Source organism: Helicobacter pylori (assembly GCF_006440215.1).
Classification (GTDB): domain Bacteria; phylum Campylobacterota; class Campylobacteria; order Campylobacterales; family Helicobacteraceae; genus Helicobacter; species Helicobacter pylori_CS.
The window spans coordinates 19,837-42,347 of record NZ_VEZH01000002.1 but is presented as its reverse complement, the minus strand read 5'-3'; the positions used below and the strand labels follow the sequence as shown (position 1 = coordinate 42,347).

The 22,511-nt window shown below is 39.1% G+C and carries 23 protein-coding genes and 1 tRNA gene; 7 read left to right on the top strand and 17 right to left on the bottom strand.

Annotated features, from left to right (window positions below; genetic code table 11):
- The first annotated feature begins 4 nt into the window (after nt 1-4).
- The 6 genes from FIM44_RS01670 to FIM44_RS01645 are packed head-to-tail and all read left to right on the top strand — an operon-like array spanning nt 5 to nt 4,047.
- Complete coding sequence (locus FIM44_RS01670) at nt 5-319, top strand: hypothetical protein (RefSeq protein ID WP_000868000.1); 315 nt, start codon at nt 5-7, stop codon at nt 317-319.
- The gene (gene fliA, locus FIM44_RS01665; RefSeq protein WP_140578777.1) at nt 297-1,064 is read left to right on the top strand and encodes an RNA polymerase sigma factor FliA; all 768 of its coding nucleotides are present in this window, start codon (nt 297-299) and stop codon (nt 1,062-1,064) included. Before FIM44_RS01670 ends, fliA begins: the two co-directional genes overlap by 23 nt.
- The gene (gene fliM, locus FIM44_RS01660; RefSeq protein WP_000763562.1) at nt 1,057-2,121 is read left to right on the top strand and encodes a flagellar motor switch protein FliM; all 1,065 of its coding nucleotides are present in this window, start codon (nt 1,057-1,059) and stop codon (nt 2,119-2,121) included. The genes fliA and fliM overlap by 8 nt, the downstream gene beginning before the upstream one ends.
- A 3-nt stretch (nt 2,122-2,124) precedes the next feature.
- Entirely contained in the window at nt 2,125-2,988 is an 864-nt protein-coding gene (fliY, locus tag FIM44_RS01655; protein ID WP_140578776.1) for a flagellar motor switch protein FliY, read from the top strand.
- Nucleotides 2,989-3,016: 28 nt separating this feature from the next.
- Nucleotides 3,017-3,553 (top strand): NanQ anomerase/TabA/YiaL family protein, encoded by a 537-nt coding sequence (locus FIM44_RS01650; protein WP_140578774.1) that lies wholly within the window; start codon nt 3,017-3,019, stop codon nt 3,551-3,553.
- The gene (locus FIM44_RS01645; protein ID WP_000780295.1) at nt 3,550-4,047 is read left to right on the top strand and encodes a DUF2147 domain-containing protein; all 498 of its coding nucleotides are present in this window, start codon (nt 3,550-3,552) and stop codon (nt 4,045-4,047) included. The genes FIM44_RS01650 and FIM44_RS01645 overlap by 4 nt, the downstream gene beginning before the upstream one ends.
- 7 nt (nt 4,048-4,054) lie before the next feature.
- Here FIM44_RS01645 and fur read toward each other — a convergent pair whose 3' ends face one another.
- The 4 genes from fur to FIM44_RS01625 all read right to left on the bottom strand — a co-directional run bounded on the left by fur (nt 4,055) and on the right by FIM44_RS01625 (nt 7,083).
- Nucleotides 4,055-4,504, bottom strand: a complete 450-nt coding sequence (gene fur, locus FIM44_RS01640) for a ferric iron uptake transcriptional regulator (RefSeq protein ID WP_000824991.1) — start codon at nt 4,502-4,504, stop codon at nt 4,055-4,057.
- A gap of 159 nt (nt 4,505-4,663) precedes the next feature.
- A complete protein-coding gene (locus FIM44_RS01635) occupies nt 4,664-5,839 on the bottom strand; it encodes a replication-associated recombination protein A (protein WP_140578772.1) in 1,176 nt (391 codons plus the stop codon).
- Nucleotides 5,836-6,207 carry a heat shock protein transcriptional repressor HspR gene (locus FIM44_RS01630; RefSeq protein ID WP_000332993.1) on the bottom strand — a complete coding sequence of 124 codons (372 nt, stop codon included), beginning with the start codon at nt 6,205-6,207 and terminating at the stop codon, nt 5,836-5,838. Before FIM44_RS01630 ends, FIM44_RS01635 begins: the two co-directional genes overlap by 4 nt.
- 9 nt (nt 6,208-6,216) lie before the next feature.
- Nucleotides 6,217-7,083: a DnaJ C-terminal domain-containing protein gene (locus tag FIM44_RS01625; protein WP_140578771.1), complete on the bottom strand. Its 867-nt coding sequence runs from the start codon at nt 7,081-7,083 to the stop codon at nt 6,217-6,219.
- Nucleotides 7,084-7,250: 167 nt separating this feature from the next.
- Between FIM44_RS01625 and FIM44_RS01620 the strand changes: the two genes are divergently transcribed.
- A complete protein-coding gene (locus tag FIM44_RS01620; RefSeq protein WP_140578769.1) occupies nt 7,251-8,498 on the top strand; it encodes an outer membrane family protein in 1,248 nt (415 codons plus the stop codon).
- Nucleotides 8,499-8,587: 89 nt separating this feature from the next.
- On the opposite strand, the gene FIM44_RS01615 is transcribed toward FIM44_RS01620, so the two are convergent.
- The 13 genes from FIM44_RS01615 to FIM44_RS01550 form a co-directional block, all read right to left on the bottom strand.
- Nucleotides 8,588-9,454 (bottom strand): 5'-3' exonuclease, encoded by an 867-nt coding sequence (locus tag FIM44_RS01615; protein WP_140578767.1) that lies wholly within the window; start codon nt 9,452-9,454, stop codon nt 8,588-8,590.
- A gap of 224 nt (nt 9,455-9,678) precedes the next feature.
- Nucleotides 9,679-10,575, bottom strand: a complete 897-nt coding sequence (locus FIM44_RS01605; RefSeq protein WP_101000603.1) for an OriC activity response regulator — start codon at nt 10,573-10,575, stop codon at nt 9,679-9,681.
- 31 nt (nt 10,576-10,606) lie between these two features.
- On the bottom strand, nt 10,607-11,827 hold the full coding sequence (locus FIM44_RS01600; protein WP_140578766.1) for a bifunctional 2-C-methyl-D-erythritol 4-phosphate cytidylyltransferase/2-C-methyl-D-erythritol 2,4-cyclodiphosphate synthase: 1,221 nt from the start codon (nt 11,825-11,827) through the stop codon (nt 10,607-10,609).
- A gap of 21 nt (nt 11,828-11,848) precedes the next feature.
- Nucleotides 11,849-13,279 carry a Do family serine endopeptidase gene (locus FIM44_RS01595; RefSeq protein WP_140578764.1) on the bottom strand — a complete coding sequence of 477 codons (1,431 nt, stop codon included), beginning with the start codon at nt 13,277-13,279 and terminating at the stop codon, nt 11,849-11,851.
- Between the two features lie 43 nt (nt 13,280-13,322).
- Nucleotides 13,323-14,765 carry an amino acid permease gene (locus FIM44_RS01590; RefSeq protein ID WP_140578762.1) on the bottom strand — a complete coding sequence of 481 codons (1,443 nt, stop codon included), beginning with the start codon at nt 14,763-14,765 and terminating at the stop codon, nt 13,323-13,325.
- 213 nt (nt 14,766-14,978) lie between these two features.
- Complete coding sequence (gene pgsA, locus FIM44_RS01585; protein ID WP_017180680.1) at nt 14,979-15,518, bottom strand: CDP-diacylglycerol--glycerol-3-phosphate 3-phosphatidyltransferase; 540 nt, start codon at nt 15,516-15,518, stop codon at nt 14,979-14,981.
- On the bottom strand, nt 15,515-16,123 hold the full coding sequence (locus tag FIM44_RS01580) for a hypothetical protein (RefSeq protein WP_140578760.1): 609 nt from the start codon (nt 16,121-16,123) through the stop codon (nt 15,515-15,517). The genes pgsA and FIM44_RS01580 overlap by 4 nt, the downstream gene beginning before the upstream one ends.
- 9 nt (nt 16,124-16,132) lie before the next feature.
- A complete protein-coding gene (locus tag FIM44_RS01575) occupies nt 16,133-16,921 on the bottom strand; it encodes an enoyl-ACP reductase (RefSeq protein ID WP_001014516.1) in 789 nt (262 codons plus the stop codon).
- Nucleotides 16,918-17,820, bottom strand: coding sequence for a 4-hydroxy-tetrahydrodipicolinate synthase (gene dapA / locus FIM44_RS01570; RefSeq protein ID WP_120814774.1), 903 nt, complete (start codon nt 17,818-17,820; stop codon nt 16,918-16,920). The genes FIM44_RS01575 and dapA overlap by 4 nt, the downstream gene beginning before the upstream one ends.
- Nucleotides 17,821-17,835: 15 nt before the next feature.
- Nucleotides 17,836-19,170, bottom strand: coding sequence for a zinc protease PqqE (gene pqqE, locus FIM44_RS01565; protein ID WP_140578759.1), 1,335 nt, complete (start codon nt 19,168-19,170; stop codon nt 17,836-17,838).
- Nucleotides 19,167-20,222, bottom strand: a complete 1,056-nt coding sequence (locus tag FIM44_RS01560; RefSeq protein WP_140578757.1) for a quinone-dependent dihydroorotate dehydrogenase — start codon at nt 20,220-20,222, stop codon at nt 19,167-19,169. The genes pqqE and FIM44_RS01560 overlap by 4 nt, the downstream gene beginning before the upstream one ends.
- 36 nt (nt 20,223-20,258) lie before the next feature.
- Nucleotides 20,259-22,286 carry an RNA degradosome polyphosphate kinase gene (locus FIM44_RS01555; protein WP_140578755.1) on the bottom strand — a complete coding sequence of 676 codons (2,028 nt, stop codon included), beginning with the start codon at nt 22,284-22,286 and terminating at the stop codon, nt 20,259-20,261.
- Between the two features lie 93 nt (nt 22,287-22,379).
- Nucleotides 22,380-22,457, bottom strand: a tRNA-Pro gene (locus FIM44_RS01550).
- Nucleotides 22,458-22,511 lie beyond the last annotated feature (54 nt).

Here is a 22,511-nt window from a genome sequence, read left to right as displayed (position 1 = left end):
GCTGATGAAAGTGCAAAATTTTATCCATTTTTCTGTTGTGGTAGGATTTTTTTTGGGGTTAGTGTTTTCGGTGTTGAAATTCAATGAGCCAGAGAGCATTTTATTATGGACGGTGTTATCCACGCTTGGGGGATACTTGATCGCGTTGTTATTCGCGTCTATTTTTATCGCTTGCACGGATTTAGATATTTGTCTTTTTGACAAAAAAGGCACTGAGGAGAGCTTGCTTCGTTTCAACCATGAGTTTAAGAACAGAGAAAAAGAAGTGGCTAGTATTTTAGAATACATTAGAAGTTATGATTTTGATGATGGAAAATAGAATGCCCAAAGAAATTCAAAAAACTGAAACCAGCGAAAAAAATATAGAAAAGGTTTTGAACGCCTATGATGAGCAGCAACATCACCATCAAGACGCGCTCGCTATCCAGTATTTACCGGCCGTGCGCGCTATGGCGTTTCGTTTAAAAGAGCGCTTGCCCAGCTCTATTGATTTTAACGATCTGGTTTCTATTGGCACTGAAGAATTGATTAAATTAGCCAGGCGTTATGAAAGTGCGTTAAATGATTCTTTTTGGGGGTATGCTAAAACTCGTGTCAATGGGGCGATGCTAGATTATTTGCGCTCTTTAGATGTGATTTCTCGCTCTAGCAGGAAACTCATTAAAAGCATTGATAATGAGATCACCAAACACCTTAATGAGCATGGGAAAGAGCCTAGCGATGCGTATTTAGCGCAAACTTTAGGCGAAAATATTGAAAAAATTAAAGAAGCCAAAACGGCTTCAGATATTTATGCGTTAGTGCCAATAGATGAACAATTCAATGCGATTGAGCAAGATGAAATCACTAAAAAAATTGAAGCAGAAGAGTTGTTAGAGCATGTCCAAAAAGCACTGGATCAAATGAGCGAAAGAGAGCAAATCCTTATCCAGCTTTATTACTTTGAAGAGTTGAATTTGAGCGAGATTAAAGAGATTTTAGGCATTACTGAATCGCGCATTTCTCAAATCATTAAAGAAGTGATTAAAAAGGTGCGTAAATCCTTAGGAGTGGATCATGGCTGATATTTTAAGCCAAGAAGAAATTGATGCGCTTTTAGAAGTCGTTGATGAAAATGTGGATATTCAAAATGTCCAAAAAAAAGATATTATCCCGCAGCGCAGCGTAACCCTCTATGATTTCAAACGCCCTAATCGTGTGAGTAAGGAGCAATTGCGTTCTTTTAGGAGTATCCATGATAAAATGGCTAGGAATCTTTCTAGTCAAATTTCTTCTATCATGCGTTCTATTGTAGAGATCCAGCTCCACAGCGTGGATCAAATGACTTATGGCGAATTTTTGATGAGTTTGCCTAGCCCTACGAGTTTTAATGTCTTTTCCATGAAGCCTATGGGGGGAACGGGGGTTTTAGAGATTAATCCTAGCATCGCTTTCCCTATGATTGACAGACTATTAGGGGGTAAGGGGAGTGCGTATGATCAAAACAGGGAGTTTAGCGATATTGAATTGAATTTATTGGATACGATTTTACGCCAAGTGATGCAAATTTTAAAAGAAGTGTGGTCGCCTGTGGTGGAGATGTTTCCTACCATTGACGCTAAAGAATCCAGCGCAAATGTGGTCCAAATCGTCGCTCAAAATGAAATTTCTATCATGGTGGTTTTAGAGATTATTATCGGGCATAGTCGTGGGATGATGAATATTTGTTACCCGGTGATTTCCATTGAGAGCATTCTTTCTAAAATGGGGAGTAGGGATTTGATGCTTTCAGAAACGAACTCTAAAAAGAGCCGTAATAAGGAATTGCAAGCGCTATTGAGTGGGGTGAGCGTAGATATGATCGTGTTTTTGGGCGCGGTGGAATTGAGTTTGAAAGAAATGTTGGATTTAGATGTGGGGGATACTATCCGGTTGAACAAGATCGCTAATGATGAAGTGAGCGTGTATGTGCATAAAAAAAAGCGTTATTTAGCGAGCGTGGGGTTTCAAGGGTATAGGAAAACCATTCAAATTAAAGAAGTGATCTATAGCGAAAAAGAACGCACTAAAGAAATTTTAGAAATGCTAGAAGAACAGCGCAGAGGCAAAGTGGGCGATATTATGAAAATAGAAGAAGAGTGAGAAATGCAAGATTTTATTAAGATTTTTATTCAAGAGGTTGTCTCTACTTTAGAAGGGTTAGTGGGTAAGGCTCCAAGCGTGGGATTAGAAAAAGAAGTTTCTCATAGTGAAGAGGCTTGGGGGAGTTTGATTAGCGTGCCTTATGCAAGAGTTGTGATAAGTGCGATTGAAAAAGAAGAGAGCTCTATTGAATTACTGGCTCCGGTAGTTTTAGTTACCGCTTTAAGCGATTTGATGCTAGGAGGTGAGGGAGCGAGTAAGGAAGAAATGGATAATGACGATTTAGACGCTTTTAAAGAAATGGCTTCTAATATTTTTGGTGCGATCGCTACAAGCTTGAAGTCTCAAGAATTGCTCCCTAAATTCAATTTCACCACTATAAACGCTGAAATCGCTAAAGAGCTTCCTAAAAAAGAAGATTACGCTAAAATGATAGTGTTTTCTTTTAAAATGGAAGCGCTCAAAGAAAGCCAAATCATTTTATTGACTACGGCGGCTTTTGAGCGCCAATTTGAAAAAACGCATCAAGAAGAAAAAGAAGAAACGACAAAGAGCGCTACTGAAGAGATTAAAACCCATGATGCGTCTTTAGAAAACATAGAAATCCGCAATATCAGCATGCTTTTAGATGTGAAATTGAATGTTAAGGTGCGCATCGGGCAAAAAAAGATGATTTTAAAAGATGTGGTTTCTATGGATATAGGGAGCGTGGTAGAGCTGGATCAATTGGTGAATGACCCTTTGGAAATTCTCGTAGATGACAAGGTGATCGCTAAGGGCGAAGTGGTGATCGTGGATGGGAATTTTGGCATTCAGATCACGGATATTGGCACTAAAAAAGAACGATTAGAGCAACTGAAACATTAAATCTTTTTATCATAAAAAGGAAAGGGATATGGCTATTTTTGGGGAATTAAGCTCGCTTGGGCATTTGTTTAAAAAAACACAAGTTTTAGAAATTTTGCATGAGTATTTAAAAGATGTCATGCAAAAGGGTAGTAAAGCGAATCAAAGGGTTTTAAACCTCGCTACTGATACAGAATTTCAAGTGCCTTTAGGGCATGGTATGTTTAGCATAGAGCAGAGTTATTGTTTAGAGCATGCCAAAGAAAGCGAGAAAGGCTTTTTTGAAAGCCACAAAAAATATGTGGATTTCCAGCTGGTTGTCAAAGGCGTTGAGGGGGCTAAAGCGGTGGGTATCAATCAAGCTGTCATTAAAAACCCTTACGATGAAAAAAGAGACTTGATCGTTTATGAGCCGGTTAGTGAAGCTTCTTTTTTGCGTTTGGATGCGGGCATGCTGGCTATTTTTTTTGAAAACGATGCGCATGCGTTGAGGTTCTATGGAGAGTCTTTTGAAAAATATAGGGAAGAGCCGATTTTTAAGGCGGTCGTTAAAGCGCCTAAAGGATTGATCAAATTAAAATTATGAAATTGGTGAGTCTTGTTATAGTTTTTTGTTGTTTTTTAGGGGCTGTAGAGTTGCCTGGAGTTTATCAAACTCAAGAATTTTTATACATGAAAAGCTCTTTTGTGGAGTTTTTTGAGCATAATGGGAAATTCTATGCCTATGGTATTTCTGATGCGGATGGCTCTAAAGCCAGAAAAGACAAGTTTAACCCTAACCCAAAATTAAGGGATCGCAGCGATAAAGGCGTGGTGTTTTTAAGCGATTTGGTTAAGGTTGGAGAACGATCTTATAAAGGCGGTAAAGCGTATAATTTTTATGATGGCAAGACCTACTATGTGAGAGTCACTCAAAATTCAAACGGGGATTTAGAATTCACTTCAAGCTATGATAAATGGGGGTATGTCGGCAAGACTTTCACTTGGAAACGCTTGAGCGATGAAGAAATCAAAAATCTAAAACTCAAGCGTTTTAACTTGAATGAAGTCCTTAAAACCATTAAAGATAGCCCTATCTAAGCTTCTTTTACGCGTTCTCTTGGCATTCTTTACACCACACAAACATTTTCATGTCATGGCTAATCAGCTTGGCTTGATATTTTTTAACGACTTCATTCTGGCGGTTTTCAATTTCAGGGTCTGCAAATTCAATGATCTTACCGCAATGCAAACAAATGATGTGATCATGGTGCTCTTTGGCCGCAATTTCATAGCGCCGGCCGCTTTTTGAAGTCTCTAAAACACAGATAAAATTTTCTTTTTCTAAGAAATTCAAAATGCGATAGACTGAAGAAATGCTGGTGTTTTTGTCCTTTTGGCGGATAGAATGCGTGATTTCTTCAGGGCTTAGGTGTGTGCCGCTGCGATACAAAACGCTCACCACTTCTTCTCTTTGTTTTGAATTTTTGAGTCCGTTTTTTTTGATAGACATTCTCAAGCGCTCTAAAATAGATTCTAAAGTTTCTAATCTTTTCATGTTAATATTTTCCTTATCCGTAAAATGATTTTTATAACTAGAATATTATTATACAATAATAATGCGATGAAACATAGATAAAACTCATTATTATTTTAATTTAATCAAAAAATATTGATTTTTTATTACCATTGTCGCATTTTAATGTAATTTATAAGATCAATTTCTTATCTTATCAAGCCATTCTAAAAGGGTTTTTTCAAACCCTATGCCTTGAGAAGAAACCAAATCTAGGGGTTTTCCCAAATAATCTTGTTTGACATAGCCGTTATAATCATGCGGGTAAAGATAGTCTTTAGCGTTAGGCAACAGGTGTTTAGGAATAGGGTAGAGTGAGCCTTTTTGAACGCAATCCAAAGCCTGATTGATCGCTCTATAAGCCGTGTTAGACTTGGGCGAACAAGCCAAATAAATCACGCATTGGCTTAAAATGATGCGCGCTTCAGGGTAGCCGATTTGTTTGACTGAAAACAAGCAAGAAGCGGCTAAATTAAGGGCGTTTGGGTTAGCGTTACCAATATCTTCGCTCGCAAAAATCACCAGTCTTCTAGCGATAAATTCTGGGTTTTCCCCACCAGCAATCAAGCGCGCCAAATAATAAATGGAAGCGTTTTCATCGCTCCCTCTTAAAGACTTGATTAAAGCGCTAGTAAGATTATAATGCGTATCATCGCTATAAGATCCGTCATTTAGGCTATGAGGCCGTAAGGATTTGAGCGTTTTTAAAGTGATAGGATTTTCTATTTTAGCGCTCAAATCTAAAAGGTTTAATAACGCTCTAGCATCGCCAGCGCTGTTGTTTAAAAGATAAGTTTTAGCGTCAAGCTCTATTTGTTTTTTGAGCAATGTTAAAGCTTTAGCGCAAAGCTTGTCTAAATCGCTCTTTTTTAGGGGGGTCAATTCAAAAATAAAACTTCTTGATCGGATCGCATGGCTTAGGCTGTAATTAGGATCTTGCGTGCTAGCCCCTAAGATTAAAGCGTGATCTTTTTCCATAATGGGGAGTAAAAATTCTTGTTGGGTTTTATTCAATCTGTGGGTTTCATCAATAAAAACAACGGGCTTTAAAAGGGTGTTTTGGTAATTTTTAAGCTTAAGGCGTAAATCCTCTAATTTGAAATCTGTCGCATTAAATAAAAGAATGGGGCGCTCTAGCATGCGAGCGATGATTTGAGCCAGGCTTGTTTTACCCACGCCAGGAGGGCCATAGAAAAAGGCATGGGGGAAGTGTTTGGATTGTAGGGCTTTAAATAAGGGAGCGTCTTTCCCTATTAAATGCTCTTGGCCTAAAAAATCTTCCAGGCTTGTTGGGTTTAAAAGCGCAGTCAGGCTCATTTTTTAAATAAAATCAATTCATAAAAATTAGTAGGGGTGTTTAAATTTTTCGTTGGGGTTTTATTGTTTTTAGAGTGTTTGTGCAGAGCGTCTTGCAACTCTTTATTGAGGTTGTCTAATTCATCAAGCTTTTCTTTTAAACGCAAAATAATATCCACGCCCGCAAGATTAACCCCCATATCCCTTGTAAGGCGTAAAATCGTTTTGATTTTGTCCATGTCTCGTTGGGAATACAAGCGCATTTTCCCATCAGTCCTGCTAGGCTCTATCAAACCCTCTTTTTCATATTGGCGCAAGGTTTGAGGGTGCACGCCTAAGATTTTAGCCACGACGCTTATCAAATAAAGCGGTTCATCATAATCGCACACGATTCCTCCTTACAATTCTTTTTCTAATAACGCTTTCAACTCATTAGAAAGCGTTTCAGTTTTAGGCAAAATCAAACGAGCTTGCAAATACAAATCCCCCACATGCGAAGTTTTTCTGTTTTTGATCCCTTTGTCTTTAATGCGGAATTTTTGCATCGCTTTGGTGTTAGGGGGAATGGTTAAGGTTAAGGTTTTATGCCAAGTAGCGATTTCAATTTTCCCTCCAAAAAGAGCCGTTTTTAAGGGTAAATCAAAGATTTGGATAATATCGTCTTTTTCGCGCCTGTAAATTTCATCTTCTTCAATATGGATCTGCAAGAGCAAATCGCCTCTAGTCGTTCGCCCCATTTTCCCTTTGTTGCGAACCCTGATTTTTTCGCCCTCTTCCACGCCGATAGGGATTTTAAGGCTAAAAGTCTCATTATTGATGCTTACTTGTTTTTTATTGCCTAAAAGGGTGTCTAAAACAGAGACATTTAAAGCGGCGGTCATGTCTAAATCTTCAGGGGCGAAATTGGAAAAATTAAAGCCAGAAAAGCCTTGCGAGTTTTGAGAAAATCTTTGCGAAAAGCCTCCTCTCCCAAAAATAGAGCTTAAAATATCGTCCAAATCTTCACTGGTGCTGCGGCTTTTAGCAAAATCGCTGAAATTCTGCCCGCCAAACATGTTATCGCCAAATTGATCGTATTGGCGGCGTTTTTCTTCGTCGCTTAAAATTTCATAAGCGGCGTTGATTTCTTTGAATTTTTCTTCGGCTTCTTTGGTTTTATTCAAATCCGGGTGGTATTGTCTGGCTAAACGGCGGTAGGATTTTTTGATTTCATCTTGGCTGGCGTTTTCGCTCACGTTTAAAGTTTGGTATAAACTCTTGCTCATGAATCACCTTTAAAATAGTTTTATTAGAATACTATCATAAATCTTTAGTGTTAGTCAATCAAGTTTATTGATAATGCTTTTAGGTAATGGAGATTTTAAACCCGTTTCAGCGCAATTAAAAGGAATTTTAACTAAAATATGGAGTTCAAATCCACGATGAGTTTTTAATGCAATACAAGAAAAATAAGAAAAGATATTATTTAGCGTTATGGATCCTTTTTTTAAATGGTCTGTCTTTGAAAGCTTTAGAAATCGCAGTCAAACCTTTTGGCTATTTGGGGCTATTGTATAATCAAGGGGCGCAAAAAAACTCTCACAGCTATGTGGGGGCTTTAGCGCGCCTTGGGGTGGATTTTTCTTATAGCAATGGGTGGTCCTTTGGCATTGGAGCGATTGGAGCTTGGAATGTTTATAACAAACAGCGTTTGGCTAACCTTTACATCAGTCTGGGGAATTTTTTTGGTAGTTCTAAAAATGTTAGACCTTATTTGAGCGCTGGCGATGTTTCTGATGCGTATATCCAATACACCAACCAGCGTTTTAAAATAGCTTTAGGGCGTTTCAATACCGATTTTGTGGATTTTGATTGGATAGGGGGCAATATTCAAGGGGTCTCTGTGGCTTTTAAGCAAAATTCCATGCGTTATTTTGGGATTTTTATGGATAGCATGCTTTATAATGGGCATCAGATCAATAAAGAGCAAGGGAATCGGATCGCTACTTCCCTAAACGCTCTAGCGTCTTATGATCCTGTGTCTAAACGCTTGTATGTAGGGGGGGAAGTGTTTGTTTTGGGCGCAGAATACAGGCATGAAAATCTTAAAGTGGTGCCTTTTATTTTAACGGATACCCGCTTGCCTTTGCCCACCCAAAATGTTTTAGTGCAAGTGGGGGGTAAGTTGGAGTATGACGCTTCTTTAGCTAAGGGTTTCACTTCGCACACTCTAGTGCATGGCATGTATCAATACGGCAACACTGATGCGGCTACAAGCGTTAAAAATGCCGGCTTGTTTTTGATCGATCAAACTTTTAAATACAAAATTTTTAATTTTGGAACGGGTTTTTATATCGTTCCAGCAAGGAACAATAAGGGCTATCTATGGACTTTTAACGACAGGACTAAATTCTATGGCCGTGGGATCAACGCGCCCGGCGTGCCAGCGATTTATTTTGCTAATTCTAGCATTTCAGGCTATGTTTTTTTAGGGCTTAAGACTAAAAGGGTGCGTTTAGACGCGATGGTGGCTTTTGGGGATTACCAAGAATATTCTTTAATGAGCAGTTTTAGGGTTTGGACTTATAGGGGTTTGTCTTTTGATATGGGTGGGGGGTATGTGTATGCTTACAATTCTAAAGCCACGAGAAAAAGTCTTGGAAATAGTTCTTTTGTCTTTTTTGGGAAGTTTTTGTTTTAAAAAACACCATTTTTGCAATCAATAATGAAAGGCTTGCGATAAAGCGAGCGATAATTTCTTCTTTTTAAAAAATCAAAGATAAAAATGTTTCAAGAAATTCTTTTAAAATCAGGTCTTTGGGGTTTTTTAGGGAAAAAGGTTTTTTTAAACTCAGGCTCCCATAGTTTGATTACGCCATGGTGGGTCATCTGGTGCATATTGACCAAACGCATGTTTAAAAGAGCCTTTTCTTTAGCTTCGCTATCGCTCAAATCTTCTTTGATTTTGAACGCTTGAATGATCTGCTCCCACAATTCATGCTCTTTAGCGTCTTCGTTTAAAAAATCTTTATAGTTGAAGCCGCCAATCCCTTTAACCCCTTTAATATTATCCCCCTTATCCCCCACAACGCACTGATAATAAGCAAAAAAACGAGCCTCTTTTTGACTCACATTAAAAAAAGCGTTGGTTTTGAGGTTGAAATGAGAGCCTCTATTGGAATACAAAATATCCTTATCCATGCTGGCTATCACATAATTTTTGGGGTCTTTCTTTTTGTAAAAAGAGATAATATCATCGGCTTCATATTCAAAACAATGTTCGCCCTGGATCTTAGCCCCTTTTTTTAGGGGGTATTTTTCCACTAAAGCGATCTTTAGAGCTTTTAAAAGAGATCTAAAATTTTCATTAAATTGGTGGCGTTTTTGTTTGTAATGATCGCACAGCTGGTAGCGGAAACTCTCTCTGCCCCTAGTGATAAAAAAAAGCGTTTTAGAGCAACGGGTTTTGCGCATGATGGATAAAATTTGAGTGGTGAGAAAGATTATGCCCACTTCTTGCAAGCTGCAAGTAGCGAATCTTTTAGGGAGCGTTTTATTAGAGAGCAAACGCCTAACAATATTAGGGATAACACAATCAATGTCTATTAAAAGGGTTTTTGAATGCGTGAATCTTGCCTTGTTAAGTGCTTGTCTAATGGTTAATCCTTAAGTTGAATTTCTCTTTTCAAAGGCTAAACTATTATAGTAAATATATAGCAAATAATAAGTTGTTTTAATAATAATTAGCTCTATTCTCATTAAATACGCTAAATTTTGAGAGATTATCGCTCGCTTTAGATCTTTTGATTGTAAAAACGCTTTTGGCATTTTTACATTTTATGATCAAACGCCCAATGAAAACAGAGCTTAAGGATTTTCTTTTATTTGCGCGGTAAATTATACTTCCGGCGTTTTTCCCAAAGGCTTTTGCGGCTAATGCCAAGCTTGTTGGCTAATTCTGTATCGGTGCAAGTGGAAGAAAAATGCCTGATCGCTTCTTTTTCGTATTCTTGAATGGAAAGGAAAGTCGTGTGGTTGCTGAACAAAGATAGGGGGTTATTGCCACACTCAATCCTCACAATTTTAGGAAATTCTAGGGGTTCTTTATGGGTATAGGACAAAACAATAGGGCATGAACGGGCCAATTCTAACAATTTCAATTGCTCATCTTTTTTAAGCTCTTCTAAATGCATGATGTAAAAAGGGCGTTCCAGTTTGTCCTTATTCTTGTATAGTTCTTTCCAAGTGGTATCCTTTAAAGAGAAAAAAGAAAAATCCATTTGCCTTTCTTTAGCGTATTGCAATAAATAAGCGTTCGCAAGCTCTTGAGAGGGCGTGTGGATGATAAAGGGCGGCCGGTAAGAAAAATCTTTAGGCAAGGGCAATTCCGCATGGATAAAGTCTAAGTAATTTTCATAAAATCCCAAGCGAGCGGTCATTTCTTGGTAGGCTTTATGGTATTGGATCTTGCGCAACAATTCATCCATTTTAAAAGGTTTTAGGATATAATCTCTCGCTCCTGCTTGAATGGGCTTATTCACGCCATCTTCATTGACATGCGAAGCCATCATGATAATGATTTGCTTGGAATTATAACGCACAAAATGTTCGCAACGCCCTTGAGTGCAAACTTTAGAAGAAACCAAAATCACATCATAAGGCTCTTTATTTTCTTCTGAAATGCTAGAGATGATCTCGCAAAAATGCCCTAAATCATGCAAATTATGCGAAATACTCCTGGCTAGCGCTAAATCGTCTTCAATGATTAAGATTTTCATCCATTCTTCCTTTTATCACATTTTATCACATTTAAAGTTTTTGTTTATAACGCATGCTCACATGTGCTTGGACTAACAGCCCTTCTTGTTTGCCAATGAACCCCATTTTTTCCATTGTGGTGGCTTTCAAGCTGATTTGAGATTTTTCTAAACCCAAAAGTTGGCTCAAATTCTCTAAAATCGCCGGTTTGTAAGGAGTGATTTTAGGGATTTCGCTAAAGATGGTCGCCCCCATTTCAAACAATTCAAACCCAATGCTTTGAGAAAAATCCAACACGATTTTTAAAAGCTCTTTAGAAGAGGCGTTTTTGTATTTGGGGTCATTATCAGGGAACCATTCGCCAATATCCCCCCCTTTAATCGCTCCTAAAATCGCATCAATAACCGCATGCAACAAAGCATCGCCATCGCTATGGGCCTTTAACCCAAACTCGCAATCCAAAACAACCCCCCCTAAAACCATAGGCTTATCTTTAATGAACGCATGCGTATCAAAGCCCATGCCTATAAAAGTGTCTTTTGCTGGGTTGAAAAAGAGCGTGAAATGCTTCAAATCGCTGCTTGTGGTGAGTTTGTGCAAATTTTTACTGCCTTCAATATAGCTCACACGATTAGGGAAAGCTTGTAAAATCGCGCTGCTTTCATCTTTAAAATCCCCTTGATTTAGGGCTGATTGGAGCGCTTTGGTGTGGCTTAATTGCGGGGTTTGAATGAGTTTGATCGCTTCTCTGTCTAAAGCCTCGTTATAATAGATCGCTGTGTCATAGCAAGGCAAGTAAGGAGCGATGCAATAATGGCTTGTTTGTTGGAGGGTTAAAAACAAACTTTTGAGCGCTTCAATATTGGCTAAACCCCTAGCCACATCGCTGGTGAGCGTGTAAGCGCTGTCAATTATTTTTAAAGCGTTACGCACGGATTCTTGCCTTGATGCTCCGCCTTTTATAAGCTTGATTTCAGGATAATGGCGTTTGATATAAATACAATCCAATTCGCTTACGACTAAAATGATTTCTTTAAAGTCTAGGGCTTCTTTAAAGCTCTCATAAACGCTGAGCCATAAGGGGGTATGATTAGAGCGCAGCCATTGTTTTTTGATTGTTTGAGAAAAACGCTTAGATTCCCCAGCGGCTAATAAAACAACGCTCGTTTGCTTAACAAGAATCTCTAGCGTTTCTTTAGTTTCAAAAGGGTCTTCTTCCAAACTTTCTAAAGAGAGTTTAAAAGCTTCCCCATTCACTCTAATCAAAGACATGCGACTAACAACCCACCTCTATCATTTCACCAAAATGATCCTATAACCTTGATTCAAATCTAAAACTAAGAATCGTTTGGGTTTGCCTTTATACTTTTCTAAAGCATGGTTAAAATCCGCAACGCTTTTGACTTCAATCTCTTCAATTTTTGTGATGATGTTACCTTGCCTAAAGCCGGCTTGCTCTGCTGGGGAATTTTCATTCACTTGAGAAACTAAAACCCCTTGAACATCATCGCTCAAACGCATAGACCTTTTGGTTTTTTGGGTTAAATCTTCCACTTGAAGCCCGTTCAATTGGCCTTGTGCGCCGTTTTGAGCGGAAATTGTTTCTTTTTTGTTAGGGTTTTTCCTTTCGGCAAGAGTGAGGGTGAAGGTGCGTTCTTTTTTGTCTCTAATGACTTTTAAGGTTACTCTTTGATTGGGTAGCATAGAGCCGATTAGGTTTCTTAACTCATTCGTGTTTTTAACCTTTTTCCCATTGACTTCAGTGATCAAATCCCACACCAAAATCCCTGCTTTTTTAGCCGGAGAGTCTTTTTCTATGCTAATGACTACCGCCCCTTCTTTATTGTCATAAGAATTTTGCAAATCGCCGCTCAAATCTTGCAAGCCCACGCCCAAGTAACCTCTTTCAATCTTACCGGTTTTGATGAGTTGGGTTACAATATCTTTAACCATGTTAGAAGGGATGGCAAAGCCAATGCCGTGGTTACCCCCAGTTTTAGAGATAATAGCGGTATTGATCCCCACTAACCCTCCACGGCTATCAATCAAAGCGCCACCGGAATTTCCAGGATTAATGGAAGCGTCTGTTTGAATGAAATTCTCATAGCTGTTGATCCCAATCCCGCTTTTATTGAGTGCTGAAACAATGCCTTGCGTAACGCTTTCACCCACGCCAAAAGGGTTACCAATCGCAAAAACCAAATCGCCCACTAAAATATCATTAGAATCAGAGAATTTGATCGTGGGCAGATTGTCTTTAGTGATGCGAATCACCGCTAAATCGCTTTCAGAGTCCGTGCCTACTAGAGTGGCGGAATATTCTTTATTGCTCCCTGGAATGGTAACTTTAATCTTATCTGCGCCATCAATCACATGGTTATTAGTTACAATATAGCCATCTTTAGAAATGATTACGCCGCTGCCTAAAGCCCTTTCCATTCTTTCTTTAGGGATCATGCCGCCCAAATCCCCAAAAAATTGTTGGAAAAAGGGGTCATTAAACACACCGCCACCTATAAAATTGTTTTTAATCTTTTTCTCAGTAGAGATATTCACCACCGCCTTAATCGAATCCTTAATCGAATCGTGGTAAGAATAGATCGTATCGTCTTTAGAGGGGACACTCACTCGCTCTCTAACTTTGGGCATGCTTTGGATTTGGATATTGCCCGCATTCAAGCTTAACGCTAAAGCCAAAGAGATAAAAAAAGTTTTTTTCATCATGGTTACTTCCTTGATTGATGTCAATTTCAAAATTAAAAAAAGATTATATCAAATCTTTTTTGTTATTTTCATTAGCTTTTTGTGTAAAATAGTATCCAATGTAACACACAATGGCAAAAACAATCGTTAAAATCATCCCAATGCGTTGATCCTTATCCATAGCCGAACCAATCACGCCGATGACGCACCCAGTGATCCCTATGAGTTGCAAAAAGGGCAGAAAGGGGGCTTTATAAGGCAAATCCTCTAAAGAATGCCCGGCTTTTAAGTATTGCTTGCGGAAAGAATATTGCGAAACGGACACGCTAACCCACACAATAATCACCGTGAAACTGATCACATTGATCAAAGCTTCCACGACATTTTCTTTGGCATAAATTTGGACTAAAAGCCCTATGAGAGAAAAAGAAAGGGAAAAAAACATCGCATAAGTGGGCGTGCCTTGTCGGTTGAGTTTGGAAAAAACCTTAAAAAACATCTTTTGTTTGGACAGCCCATAAATCATGCGGCTCGCTCCATAAAGCCCTGAATTAGCGGTAGAAAACATCGCCGTAATGATAACAGCGTTCATTATATCAGCCACATAAGGGATACCCATGCCAATAAAGGGCAAGTTGATGCGTTCTAAAACGCTCACAAAAGGGCTTTGCGTGATAGAAGAATCGTTCATGGGCAAAAAAACAGAAATGACAAACACCGAGCCTAAAAAGAAAAAGACAATCCGCCACAAGGTCGCTTTAATCGCTTTGGGCATCACTTCGCTAGCGTTTTTAGTCTCTCCCACAGCCACCCCAATCACCTCTGTGCCAGTGAATGCAAAAATGACAGCGAGCATCGCGCTAAAAACCGCCGCGCTCCCGTTAGGGAAAAACCCTTTATCGCCAAAATAAAAGTTATCAAAAATAGAACTAAACCCATGCGAATAGATTTGATAAATAATCCCAATCGCGCCAATGCCTATAAAAGCGATCACCGCTAAAACTTTAATCAGGCTAAAGAAAAACTCGCCCTCGGCAAAAATTTTAACCGAAAAAAAGTTCAATAAAAAAACTAACGCAATGCACAAGATCACCCAATAATGGATAGGAATACCAGCAAACCAGCGTTGCATGAGCATGCCTATAGCGATGTATTCTAACGCCACCGTGATCACCCAGCCAAGCCAATACATCCAAAAAACCATATAGCCCGTGCCAGGGCCTATGAATTTAGCCGCATAATCCCCAAAACTTCCCGTAGTGGGATGAATGCTAGCCAATTCGCCCAAAGAGAGCATGATGCAATAAACCACAAGCCCTCCAAAACAATAAGCGATCAAGGTCCCTAAAGGGCCAGCGTTCGCAATATTACCTCCAGTGCCTACAAAAAGCCCTGTGCCAATCGCTCCCCCAAAGGCAATCATTAAGAGATGGCGCATTTTCATGTCTCTTTTAAGCTCGCCTTGTTTTTGCGCGGTATTTTGATGCGTTATCTTTTGATTGTCCATGCGGCACCTCCTTAGATTGAAAATAAAAATAGCTTGAATTATAACAAAAATAAAATAAAATGATTTTTTTTAATTGAATATTGAAAATAAAATTTAAAAAAAACGATCAAAAGCATTTTTTAAAGATTAAATAGTAAAAGAGCTTGATCAAGCGATAGCTTTTTAAGCGTTTTAAGGTTTTTTTAAAGAACGCTAAAAACTTCTTTTAAAACATTAAGATTTATAATATTTAATCGTGTAATCTATCCCCGAATAAAGGGTTAAAAAAACCGCTATAGCCACAAGCGCATAAGAGTAAGTTAAATTGGCTAATAAAGCGCCAATCGCCACGACTTGAGAAACGGTTTTATACTTGCCTAACGCATTGACAGGGATATCCTTTTTTTCATTAGCGGCTAAAACCCTAAGCCCTGAAATAAAAAATTCACGCCCTAAAATCACAAACGGGATCCACGCGTTCACCCGATCCAAATGGACTAACCCTAAAAACGCGCTCAAAATAAGGATTTTATCCGCCAAAGGGTCAAAGATTTCCCCAAAGCGCGATTTGGCTTTATAGCTTCTAGCGATGTAGCCGTCCAATAAATCCGTGAGCGCGGCAAATAAAAAAACCAATGAAGAGATCATGTTAATGTGAAAGGGGGTTAAAAAACTAAAATAAGTGCGCGTGTTTAACAATAAAAATAATAAAAACAAGGATAAGACAATGCGTAAAATCGTCAAAAAATTAGGCAGGAGTTTTAAAACTTTCATGCTTTCAAAAAGACTTGTGAAAAATTCAAAAACGCGCGCCCTAAAAAGCCAAGCGCCACACACATTAAAACCACAGCGATCGTTAAAAAAATGATAACTAACGCTTGCGTTAAAATCCCTAAAAGAGCCAGCATGAAACTAAAAAGCAACAACCTAAATCCGCTTAAAAAAAACCTTTCTTGCGTGTAAAGGCTCAATTCTCTATAGAGTTTGTGCAAATAAAAAATAGAAACGCCATTACCGATTAGCGAAAGAGCGTTACTGGCGTTAGGGATAAGATAGCTTAAAAGAGCGCATAAAATCACCGCCAAAAAGCTGAAAGCAAAATTTTCAAAAAAACTCAGATGGCGTGTGATTTTAGAAAGCCTGTAAAAACCAATCGCTCCGGCAATAAACCCAAGCGCGCACAAAAAAAGAGACAATAACACGATATAAGCTAGTTGATGGCTGAAGAGGTTGGAAATTTGAAACGATTTTGCCCCGCTTGAAACAAGAAAAATCACCAACAAAACAGCCCCACACAAAGGGGCGAAGAAATAGCCCAACAAGCATTTTTTAATGAATTGCAACTCTTTGTTTTGGTGGATGTGGATAATGTTTTGCAAGAAAAATCTTTATTTAAAAGTCGTCCCGCCATCTACAACGATCGTTTGCCCTGTAAGCCAACCGCTTTGGGTTTCATCGCATAAAAAATAAGCCGCTCCAGCAAGATCGTTAGGATTGCCCATGCGTTTTAGGGGCGATTGCTCTTCTACTTTTTCTTTAATCTCCATATAATCAGGGAAGGCTTTCAAAGCGTCCGTATCAATAGGCCCGCCGCTAACCGCATTCACTCTAATGTTAAATTCGCCTAAATCCACAGCAGCGTATTTGACCATGGTTTCTACGGCATTTTTAGAATTGCCATGCCCAGCATAATTAGGCATATAGACCAAATTCCCGGTAGAGCTTAAGCTCACGATCGCCCCGCCGCCTATTTTTTGCATGCGTTTTGCCGCTTCTTGAGCCCCTACCACAAACGCTAACACGGTGGCTGTGTAAATATTGTTTAACCCCTTAGGTTTTAATCGCATGAAAGGTGCAAATCCCCCCACAACAGAGCGCCCGTAAATAATAGCGTTAGAAATAAAAAAATCCACTCTGTCAAAATCCGCGTCAATTTGCTTGAAAAGCTCTGTGTATTGCTCAGGCTCTAAAACATTGAGAGAGTAGGCTTTGGCTTTGATGGAATATTTTTGCTCCACATCTTCTATGATTTTGTTGGCTTCTTCAACATTTTTATTGTAAGTGAAAGCGATATTCACGCCGCTTTGAGCGAAGCGATACAATATCGCCTTGCCAATCCCTCTCGTCGCGCCGCTGATCACTAGGGTTTTATTTTTCATGTGATTGGAACCATTCATGCAATTACCTCATATTGTTGTAAAGTTTTTTCTAAAAGTTGAATCGTTTCTTTGCTTGGGGCCACTAAAGGCAGTCTGTAACTTGGGTTTTCAATCAAGCCGGCTAAATGCATAGCCATTTTAATAGGGATAGGGTTCGTTTCTACAAAAAGGGCTTGGTGCAAATGAAAAAGCTTATTTTGGATTTCTAGGGCTTGTTGGTATTTTTGTTTAATCGCACAATTGACCATTTGTGAAATCAAATTAGGCATTAAATTACCGGTCACTGAAATCACGCCACACCCCCCTGAAAACATGATGGAGTGGTTGAGTGAATCTTCCCCGCTAAAAATTTTAAAATCTTTTTCATAATAATGCAATTCTGTCACTCTTTTCAAAGAGCCAGACGCTTCTTTAATGGCTTTAATGTTAGGGATTTCTCTAAAGAGTTTGAGGGCGGTTGGGACTTCAATAGACACGCCTGTTCTACTTGGCACATCATAAAGCATGACAGGGATTTCCACCGATTGAGCGATAGTTTTATAATGTTCAAACAAGCCTTGTTGGGTGGGGCGGTTATAATAGGGGCTTACGCATAAAATCGCATCCGCACCGATTTTTTGAGCGAACTTTGCCAAAGAAAGGGACTCGCTTGTGGCGTTACTGCCCACGCCGGCTAACACTTTCATGCGCGAATTTGAGGGCGTTTTAGTGTTTTTGCAAGTCTCTATGGCGATTTCAATGCAACGCATGTGCTCTTTGTGGGTGAGCGTGGCGGATTCCCCTGTCGTGCCAACAGGCACGCATGCGTCCATGCCTTGAAAAATTTGGCGCTTGATCAAGGATTCATAAGCGGCCTCATCAACGCTCAAATCTTTTTTAAAAGGCGTAATTAACGCACTAGATGAATGAAATTGCATGTTACAAGGCTCTTTTTAAGGTTTCAAAAACACGGTGGTTGATTGGGTGTCTTTAAAATATTCATTAGCCACACGCACCAAATCGCTCACTTTTAAATCTAAAAATTGTTGCTGATAATCCGTCAAGCCTTGAATATCGTTTTGCACTAAATAGTCCGCAAAAAGCCCCGCCACATCGCCAGAACTTTCTAAGTTAGAAATGAAGTCAGCTTTTTGATTGATTTTGATCTTGTCTAACTCCGCTTGAGTGATTTCGCCTTTTTTAAGCTTTTCTAAAAGCGCTACGATTTCTTTTTGTAAGGCTTCGGCTTTGACATTAGGATTACCCCCCGCAATGAATAAAAACACGCTTTCATCTTGCAATTGCATGTTGTGCGAGAAAGCTTGAGAAGCCAGGCGTTTTTTATCCACCAATTCGCTTTGCAACCATGAGCTTTTGCCTTCGCCTAAAAGCCTACTTAGCGCGTCTAAGGCGACTTGATCTTTATGTTTGAAAGCAGGCACTTTATACCCAAGGGCTACCCATTCTAAATGGACTCCATCTTTATGCACGACTGCCGTTCTGGCTCCATCTTGCTTAGGCTCTTTCATGTAAGGGGTGGGGATAGCTTTTTCATCAAGGTTTTTTAAGGATTCAAAATGCTTTTTACTCAATTCAAAAACCTTTTGGGAATTGACATCACCCACCACTAAAACGATAGCGTTTTTAGGCTGATAATAGAGCGAATGGAATTTTTTAATGTCTTTTAAAGTCCAGTTTTGAATATCGTCCATAAAACCGATGGGCGTCCAATGGTAGGGGTGATAGACATAAGCGGTGTTAAAAAAGCGGAAATAAAGCATGCCGATAGGGGAATTATCAGTACGCCATCGCCTTTCTTCAGCGACCACTTGACGCTCAGGCAAAAACTCATCTTCTTTTAAATTCAAAGAACCCATGGTTTCAGCGAACAATTCTAAAGACTTATCCAAGTTGGCTTGACTGGTTTTAATGAAATAGCGCGTAATATCAAAGCTTGTAGAAGCGTTACTCACGCCCCCAAAACGCTTAACGATCTTATCAAATTCGCCGGCTTTAAGGTTTTTGGTGCTTTTAAAATTCAAATGCTCTAACATGTGAGCGATCCCGCTCTTTCCCATGGTTTCGTTTCTAGAGCCGACTTTATAAAGCACATCCACTTCTATAACCCCGGTTTTATTTTCTAGGGGGACGCTTACGACTTGCAACCCGTTTTTTAAGGTAACGCTCTCATGTTTGGGTAAGTAAGATTGTGCGTGCATGCTCACTCCTAAAGTGACTAACAAGACAGAACTAAGCCCTAAAAGTCTTTTAACAGAAAAATATCTCATCTTAAATCCGCTCCTATAGCCTCTTTGACGCTCAAAAATCCATCTTTTTGGAGTAATTTTACCAAATCTTTAAGAATATTTTGGCATAAATTTGGCCCGTTGTAAATAAAAGCGCTATAAATTTGTAACAGACTCGCTCCCATTTTAATCCTTTCATAAGCTTCTTTGGCACCGCTAATCCCCCCCACAGAAACAAGAACGCTTTTATTGAAAAAAGCTTTAGCCAGTTCTTTAAAGACTTCACGGCTTTTTTTAGTCAAGCATTTCCCGCTCAAGCCCCCCATTTCTTTAGGAGCGAACACCAGGCTTTTATCAATCGTGGTGTTAGTCGCAATAATCCCATGCGCTCCGGCTTCAATAGCGCTATTGACAACCTCTAGCATGCTGTCTGTTTCTAAATCCGGGGCGATTTTTAAAAATAAAGGCTTATGGGTCATTTCTTTCGCCATGCAAAAAAGCTCATTCACAAACGCTTTGTTTTGTAAATCCCTTAAATTAGGGGTGTTGGGCGAAGAAAGGTTGAAAGTGTAATAATCGCCAATGTTTAAACATTTATTTAAAACCGCCTTGTAATCTTCTAGGGCATGCGCTTGCTCTATGTGTTTGTTTTTGCCTAAATTGATGCCAATAGGGGTTTGATAAGGAGCGAAGCGCTTGAACGATCTCACTCCTAAAACCGCCCCGTAATTATTAAACCCCATCGCATTTTGTAAGGATTCTTCTTCAATGTGCCTGAAAAGCCTTGGTTTTTCATTCCCCACTTGCGCTTCATTGGTGAGAGTGCCTGCTTCTAAATAGCCAAACCCAAAAGCAATTAACGCCCTAAGCATGGAAGCGTTTTTATCAAAACCGGCGGCTAAGCCCAAGGGGTTAGGGAAATTTAAGCCTAAAATTTCATTTTCAAGCTTTGGGTTTTTATAACCCCATTGAGAATCAATCAAACGACACAAAAAGGGCGATGAAGAAAGCGCTCTTAAAACTTTACACACTTTTTCATGCGCGTCTTCAGCGTCCAGGCTAAAAAGATATTTTTTTAATAACGAATAAAGCATTTAAATCCTTATCTTTTATGATTTGAACGATAACCCTTAAAAGGTTTTAAGGGCTTGTTTTTCAAAATAATCCTGCGAATTTAAAGGATCGTTAGGGTTTGAAACTTTTGCGTAACGGCCTTTAGAATTTAACTCGTAGCGTTTTAAGGTGTCTTTTAATTGGATTTCTAAAATATGCAACAATTTATTAGCGATCTTTGGGTTTGTGGCCGGGATAAGCAATTCCACGCGCCTTTCTAAATTTCTGGGCATTAAATCCGCGCTAGAAAAATAAATATTTTCATGTTTAAAATAATAAATGCGTGCATGTTCTAAATATTTCCCCACAATAGAATACACTTTGATATTTTCGCTCAATTCCTTGACTTGGGGCTTTAAACAGCAAATCCCTCTAATAATGAGATCAATTTTAACCCCTTTTTGAGAGGCTTGATAGAGCCATTCAATGATTTCGCTATCCACTAGGGCGTTGGCTTTTAAAATGATATAGCCTTCTTGTTTGTGATTCATTTCATTTTGAATGAGTTCAATGATTTTAGGCTTGATTTGTTTGGGCGCCATAAAAAGCGTTTCTAATGCACTATTAGTCGCGCTGCTAGTGAGCAAGGAATGGAAAAGCTTGATAATGTCGTTAGCGATTTCATTTTTAGCGCTAAAAAAACTCACATCGGTATAGATTTTAGCGCTCAAAGGGTTGTAATTGCCCGTGCTTAAATGGGTGAAATGGCGTAATTGGTTGTCTGTTTTTTTAGTGATCACTAGCATTTTAGCATGCACTTTGAGTTTGAAAACGCCATAGACGACTAACGCGCCCGCCCTTTCTAAAACTTTTGCCCAATGCAGATTGCTTTCTTCATCAAAGCGTGCTTTTAATTCCACTAAAACGCTCACTTGAATCTTGCTCGCTGCTTCAATTAAAGCTTTGACAATGGGGGAATGCTTGCCCACACGATAAAGCGTCATTTTGATAGAAAGGGTGGTGGGATCGCTAGCGGCTTGCTCTATTAGATCAATCACAGGCTCAAAACTTTCATAAGGATGAAACAGCAACAGATCCTGTTTTTCTATGGATTTGAAAAGATCGTTTTCATTGAAATGAGGGTGGATTTTGGGCGTGAAATTGGGCGATTTAAGCGCTTTAAAATCGCTATGATTGACTAATTCCCACAAATCCCCTAAATTGAGCATGATCGCGCTTTTATAGATATGCATGCCGGTGAGCTTGTGCTTTTTGTAAGAATGGGTTTGAAAACTCCTTAAAGACGCTAAAAGGGTTTTTAAAAGCTCTTGAGTCCCTTTTTGGGTTTGCAAGCGTACGATTTCGCCTTGATTGCGTTTCCTTAAACTCTTACTCATCAAATCCGCATAATCGTGCGCTTCATCTTCAGTGATGGCAATATCCGCATCGCAAGTTACCCTAAACGCCATGCAATCTAAAATCTCATGATCTAAAAACAATTCTTCTAAATGCGCTTCTACGATTTCTTCAGCCAGCACAAACAAGCCTTTTTCTAGCTCTACAAAACGGAAGATAAAAGAGGGGAGTTTGATGAGCGCATAGGAGGTGGTTTGGGTTTCTTTGTCTTTAATGCGGGCAAAAAGCGCGAAAGTCAAATTCGCTAAAGGCGGGAAAGTGTGCGAAGAATCCAACTTAAAAGGCAAAACTAACGCGTAAAGTTGCTCTTTAAAATAGGTTTTAGCCTTAGCTTTTTGCTCTAAATTCAATTCATTATAGGGGGTGATACAAAGCCCTTTTTTAAAGAGTAGGGCTTGGATTTTTTGAAATTCTAACTCCCTTTCTTCAATTTCATGCGCTAAATAATGCTTGATTTTTTCTAATTGTTCTTCAGGGCTTGTGCCATCAATGCCTTTAGAGGCGATTTTATGCTCATAGAGTTGCTTAAGCCCTGCCACTCTTATCATGTAAAATTCGTCTAAATTCGTGTCATAAATGGCTAAAAATTTCAAGCGCTCTAATAAAGGCAAGCTCTCATCTTTGGCTTCGTTCAAAACCCTTGTGTTAAAAGCTAACCATGAAAGCTCTCGGTTAAAGAAACGATTCAATAAAAATCCTTTAAATCATCATGTTTAAAAATCAGTTTGTTTGGTGTGATTATATAATGAAATGATAATCATTGAAGTTTTTTTAAAAAGTCATGGTCGGAGTAGCGGGATTCAAACCCACGACCTCACCCACCCCAAGGGTGCGCGCTAATCAGGCTGCGCCATACTCCGCAATCAAAAAGAAGTATTCTAATATAAGTTTTCTTAGTTATTGCTTATTTTTGG

Excerpts from the sequence above, each read along its gene's own strand:
- FIM44_RS01670 (WP_000868000.1), top strand. The coding sequence starts at position 5 with ATGAAAGTGCAAAATTTTATCCATTTTTCTGTTGTGGTAGGATTTTTT.
- fliA (WP_140578777.1), top strand. The coding sequence starts at position 297 with ATGATTTTGATGATGGAAAATAGAATGCCCAAAGAAATTCAAAAAACT.
- fliM (WP_000763562.1), top strand. The coding sequence starts at position 1,057 with ATGGCTGATATTTTAAGCCAAGAAGAAATTGATGCGCTTTTAGAAGTC.
- fliY (WP_140578776.1), top strand. The coding sequence starts at position 2,125 with ATGCAAGATTTTATTAAGATTTTTATTCAAGAGGTTGTCTCTACTTTA.
- FIM44_RS01650 (WP_140578774.1), top strand. The coding sequence starts at position 3,017 with ATGGCTATTTTTGGGGAATTAAGCTCGCTTGGGCATTTGTTTAAAAAA.
- FIM44_RS01645 (WP_000780295.1), top strand. The coding sequence starts at position 3,550 with ATGAAATTGGTGAGTCTTGTTATAGTTTTTTGTTGTTTTTTAGGGGCT.
- fur (WP_000824991.1), bottom strand. The coding sequence starts at position 4,504 with ATGAAAAGATTAGAAACTTTAGAATCTATTTTAGAGCGCTTGAGAATG.
- FIM44_RS01635 (WP_140578772.1), bottom strand. The coding sequence starts at position 5,839 with ATGAGCCTGACTGCGCTTTTAAACCCAACAAGCCTGGAAGATTTTTTA.
- FIM44_RS01625 (WP_140578771.1), bottom strand. The coding sequence starts at position 7,083 with ATGAGCAAGAGTTTATACCAAACTTTAAACGTGAGCGAAAACGCCAGC.
- FIM44_RS01620 (WP_140578769.1), top strand. The coding sequence starts at position 7,251 with ATGCAATACAAGAAAAATAAGAAAAGATATTATTTAGCGTTATGGATC.
- FIM44_RS01605 (WP_101000603.1), bottom strand. The coding sequence starts at position 10,575 with ATGAAAATCTTAATCATTGAAGACGATTTAGCGCTAGCCAGGAGTATT.
- FIM44_RS01600 (WP_140578766.1), bottom strand. The coding sequence starts at position 11,827 with ATGTCTTTGATTAGAGTGAATGGGGAAGCTTTTAAACTCTCTTTAGAA.
- FIM44_RS01595 (WP_140578764.1), bottom strand. The coding sequence starts at position 13,279 with ATGATGAAAAAAACTTTTTTTATCTCTTTGGCTTTAGCGTTAAGCTTG.
- FIM44_RS01590 (WP_140578762.1), bottom strand. The coding sequence starts at position 14,765 with ATGGACAATCAAAAGATAACGCATCAAAATACCGCGCAAAAACAAGGC.
- pgsA (WP_017180680.1), bottom strand. The coding sequence starts at position 15,518 with ATGAAAGTTTTAAAACTCCTGCCTAATTTTTTGACGATTTTACGCATT.
- FIM44_RS01575 (WP_001014516.1), bottom strand. The coding sequence starts at position 16,921 with ATGAATGGTTCCAATCACATGAAAAATAAAACCCTAGTGATCAGCGGC.
- dapA (WP_120814774.1), bottom strand. The coding sequence starts at position 17,820 with ATGCAATTTCATTCATCTAGTGCGTTAATTACGCCTTTTAAAAAAGAT.
- pqqE (WP_140578759.1), bottom strand. The coding sequence starts at position 19,170 with ATGAGATATTTTTCTGTTAAAAGACTTTTAGGGCTTAGTTCTGTCTTG.
- FIM44_RS01560 (WP_140578757.1), bottom strand. The coding sequence starts at position 20,222 with ATGCTTTATTCGTTATTAAAAAAATATCTTTTTAGCCTGGACGCTGAA.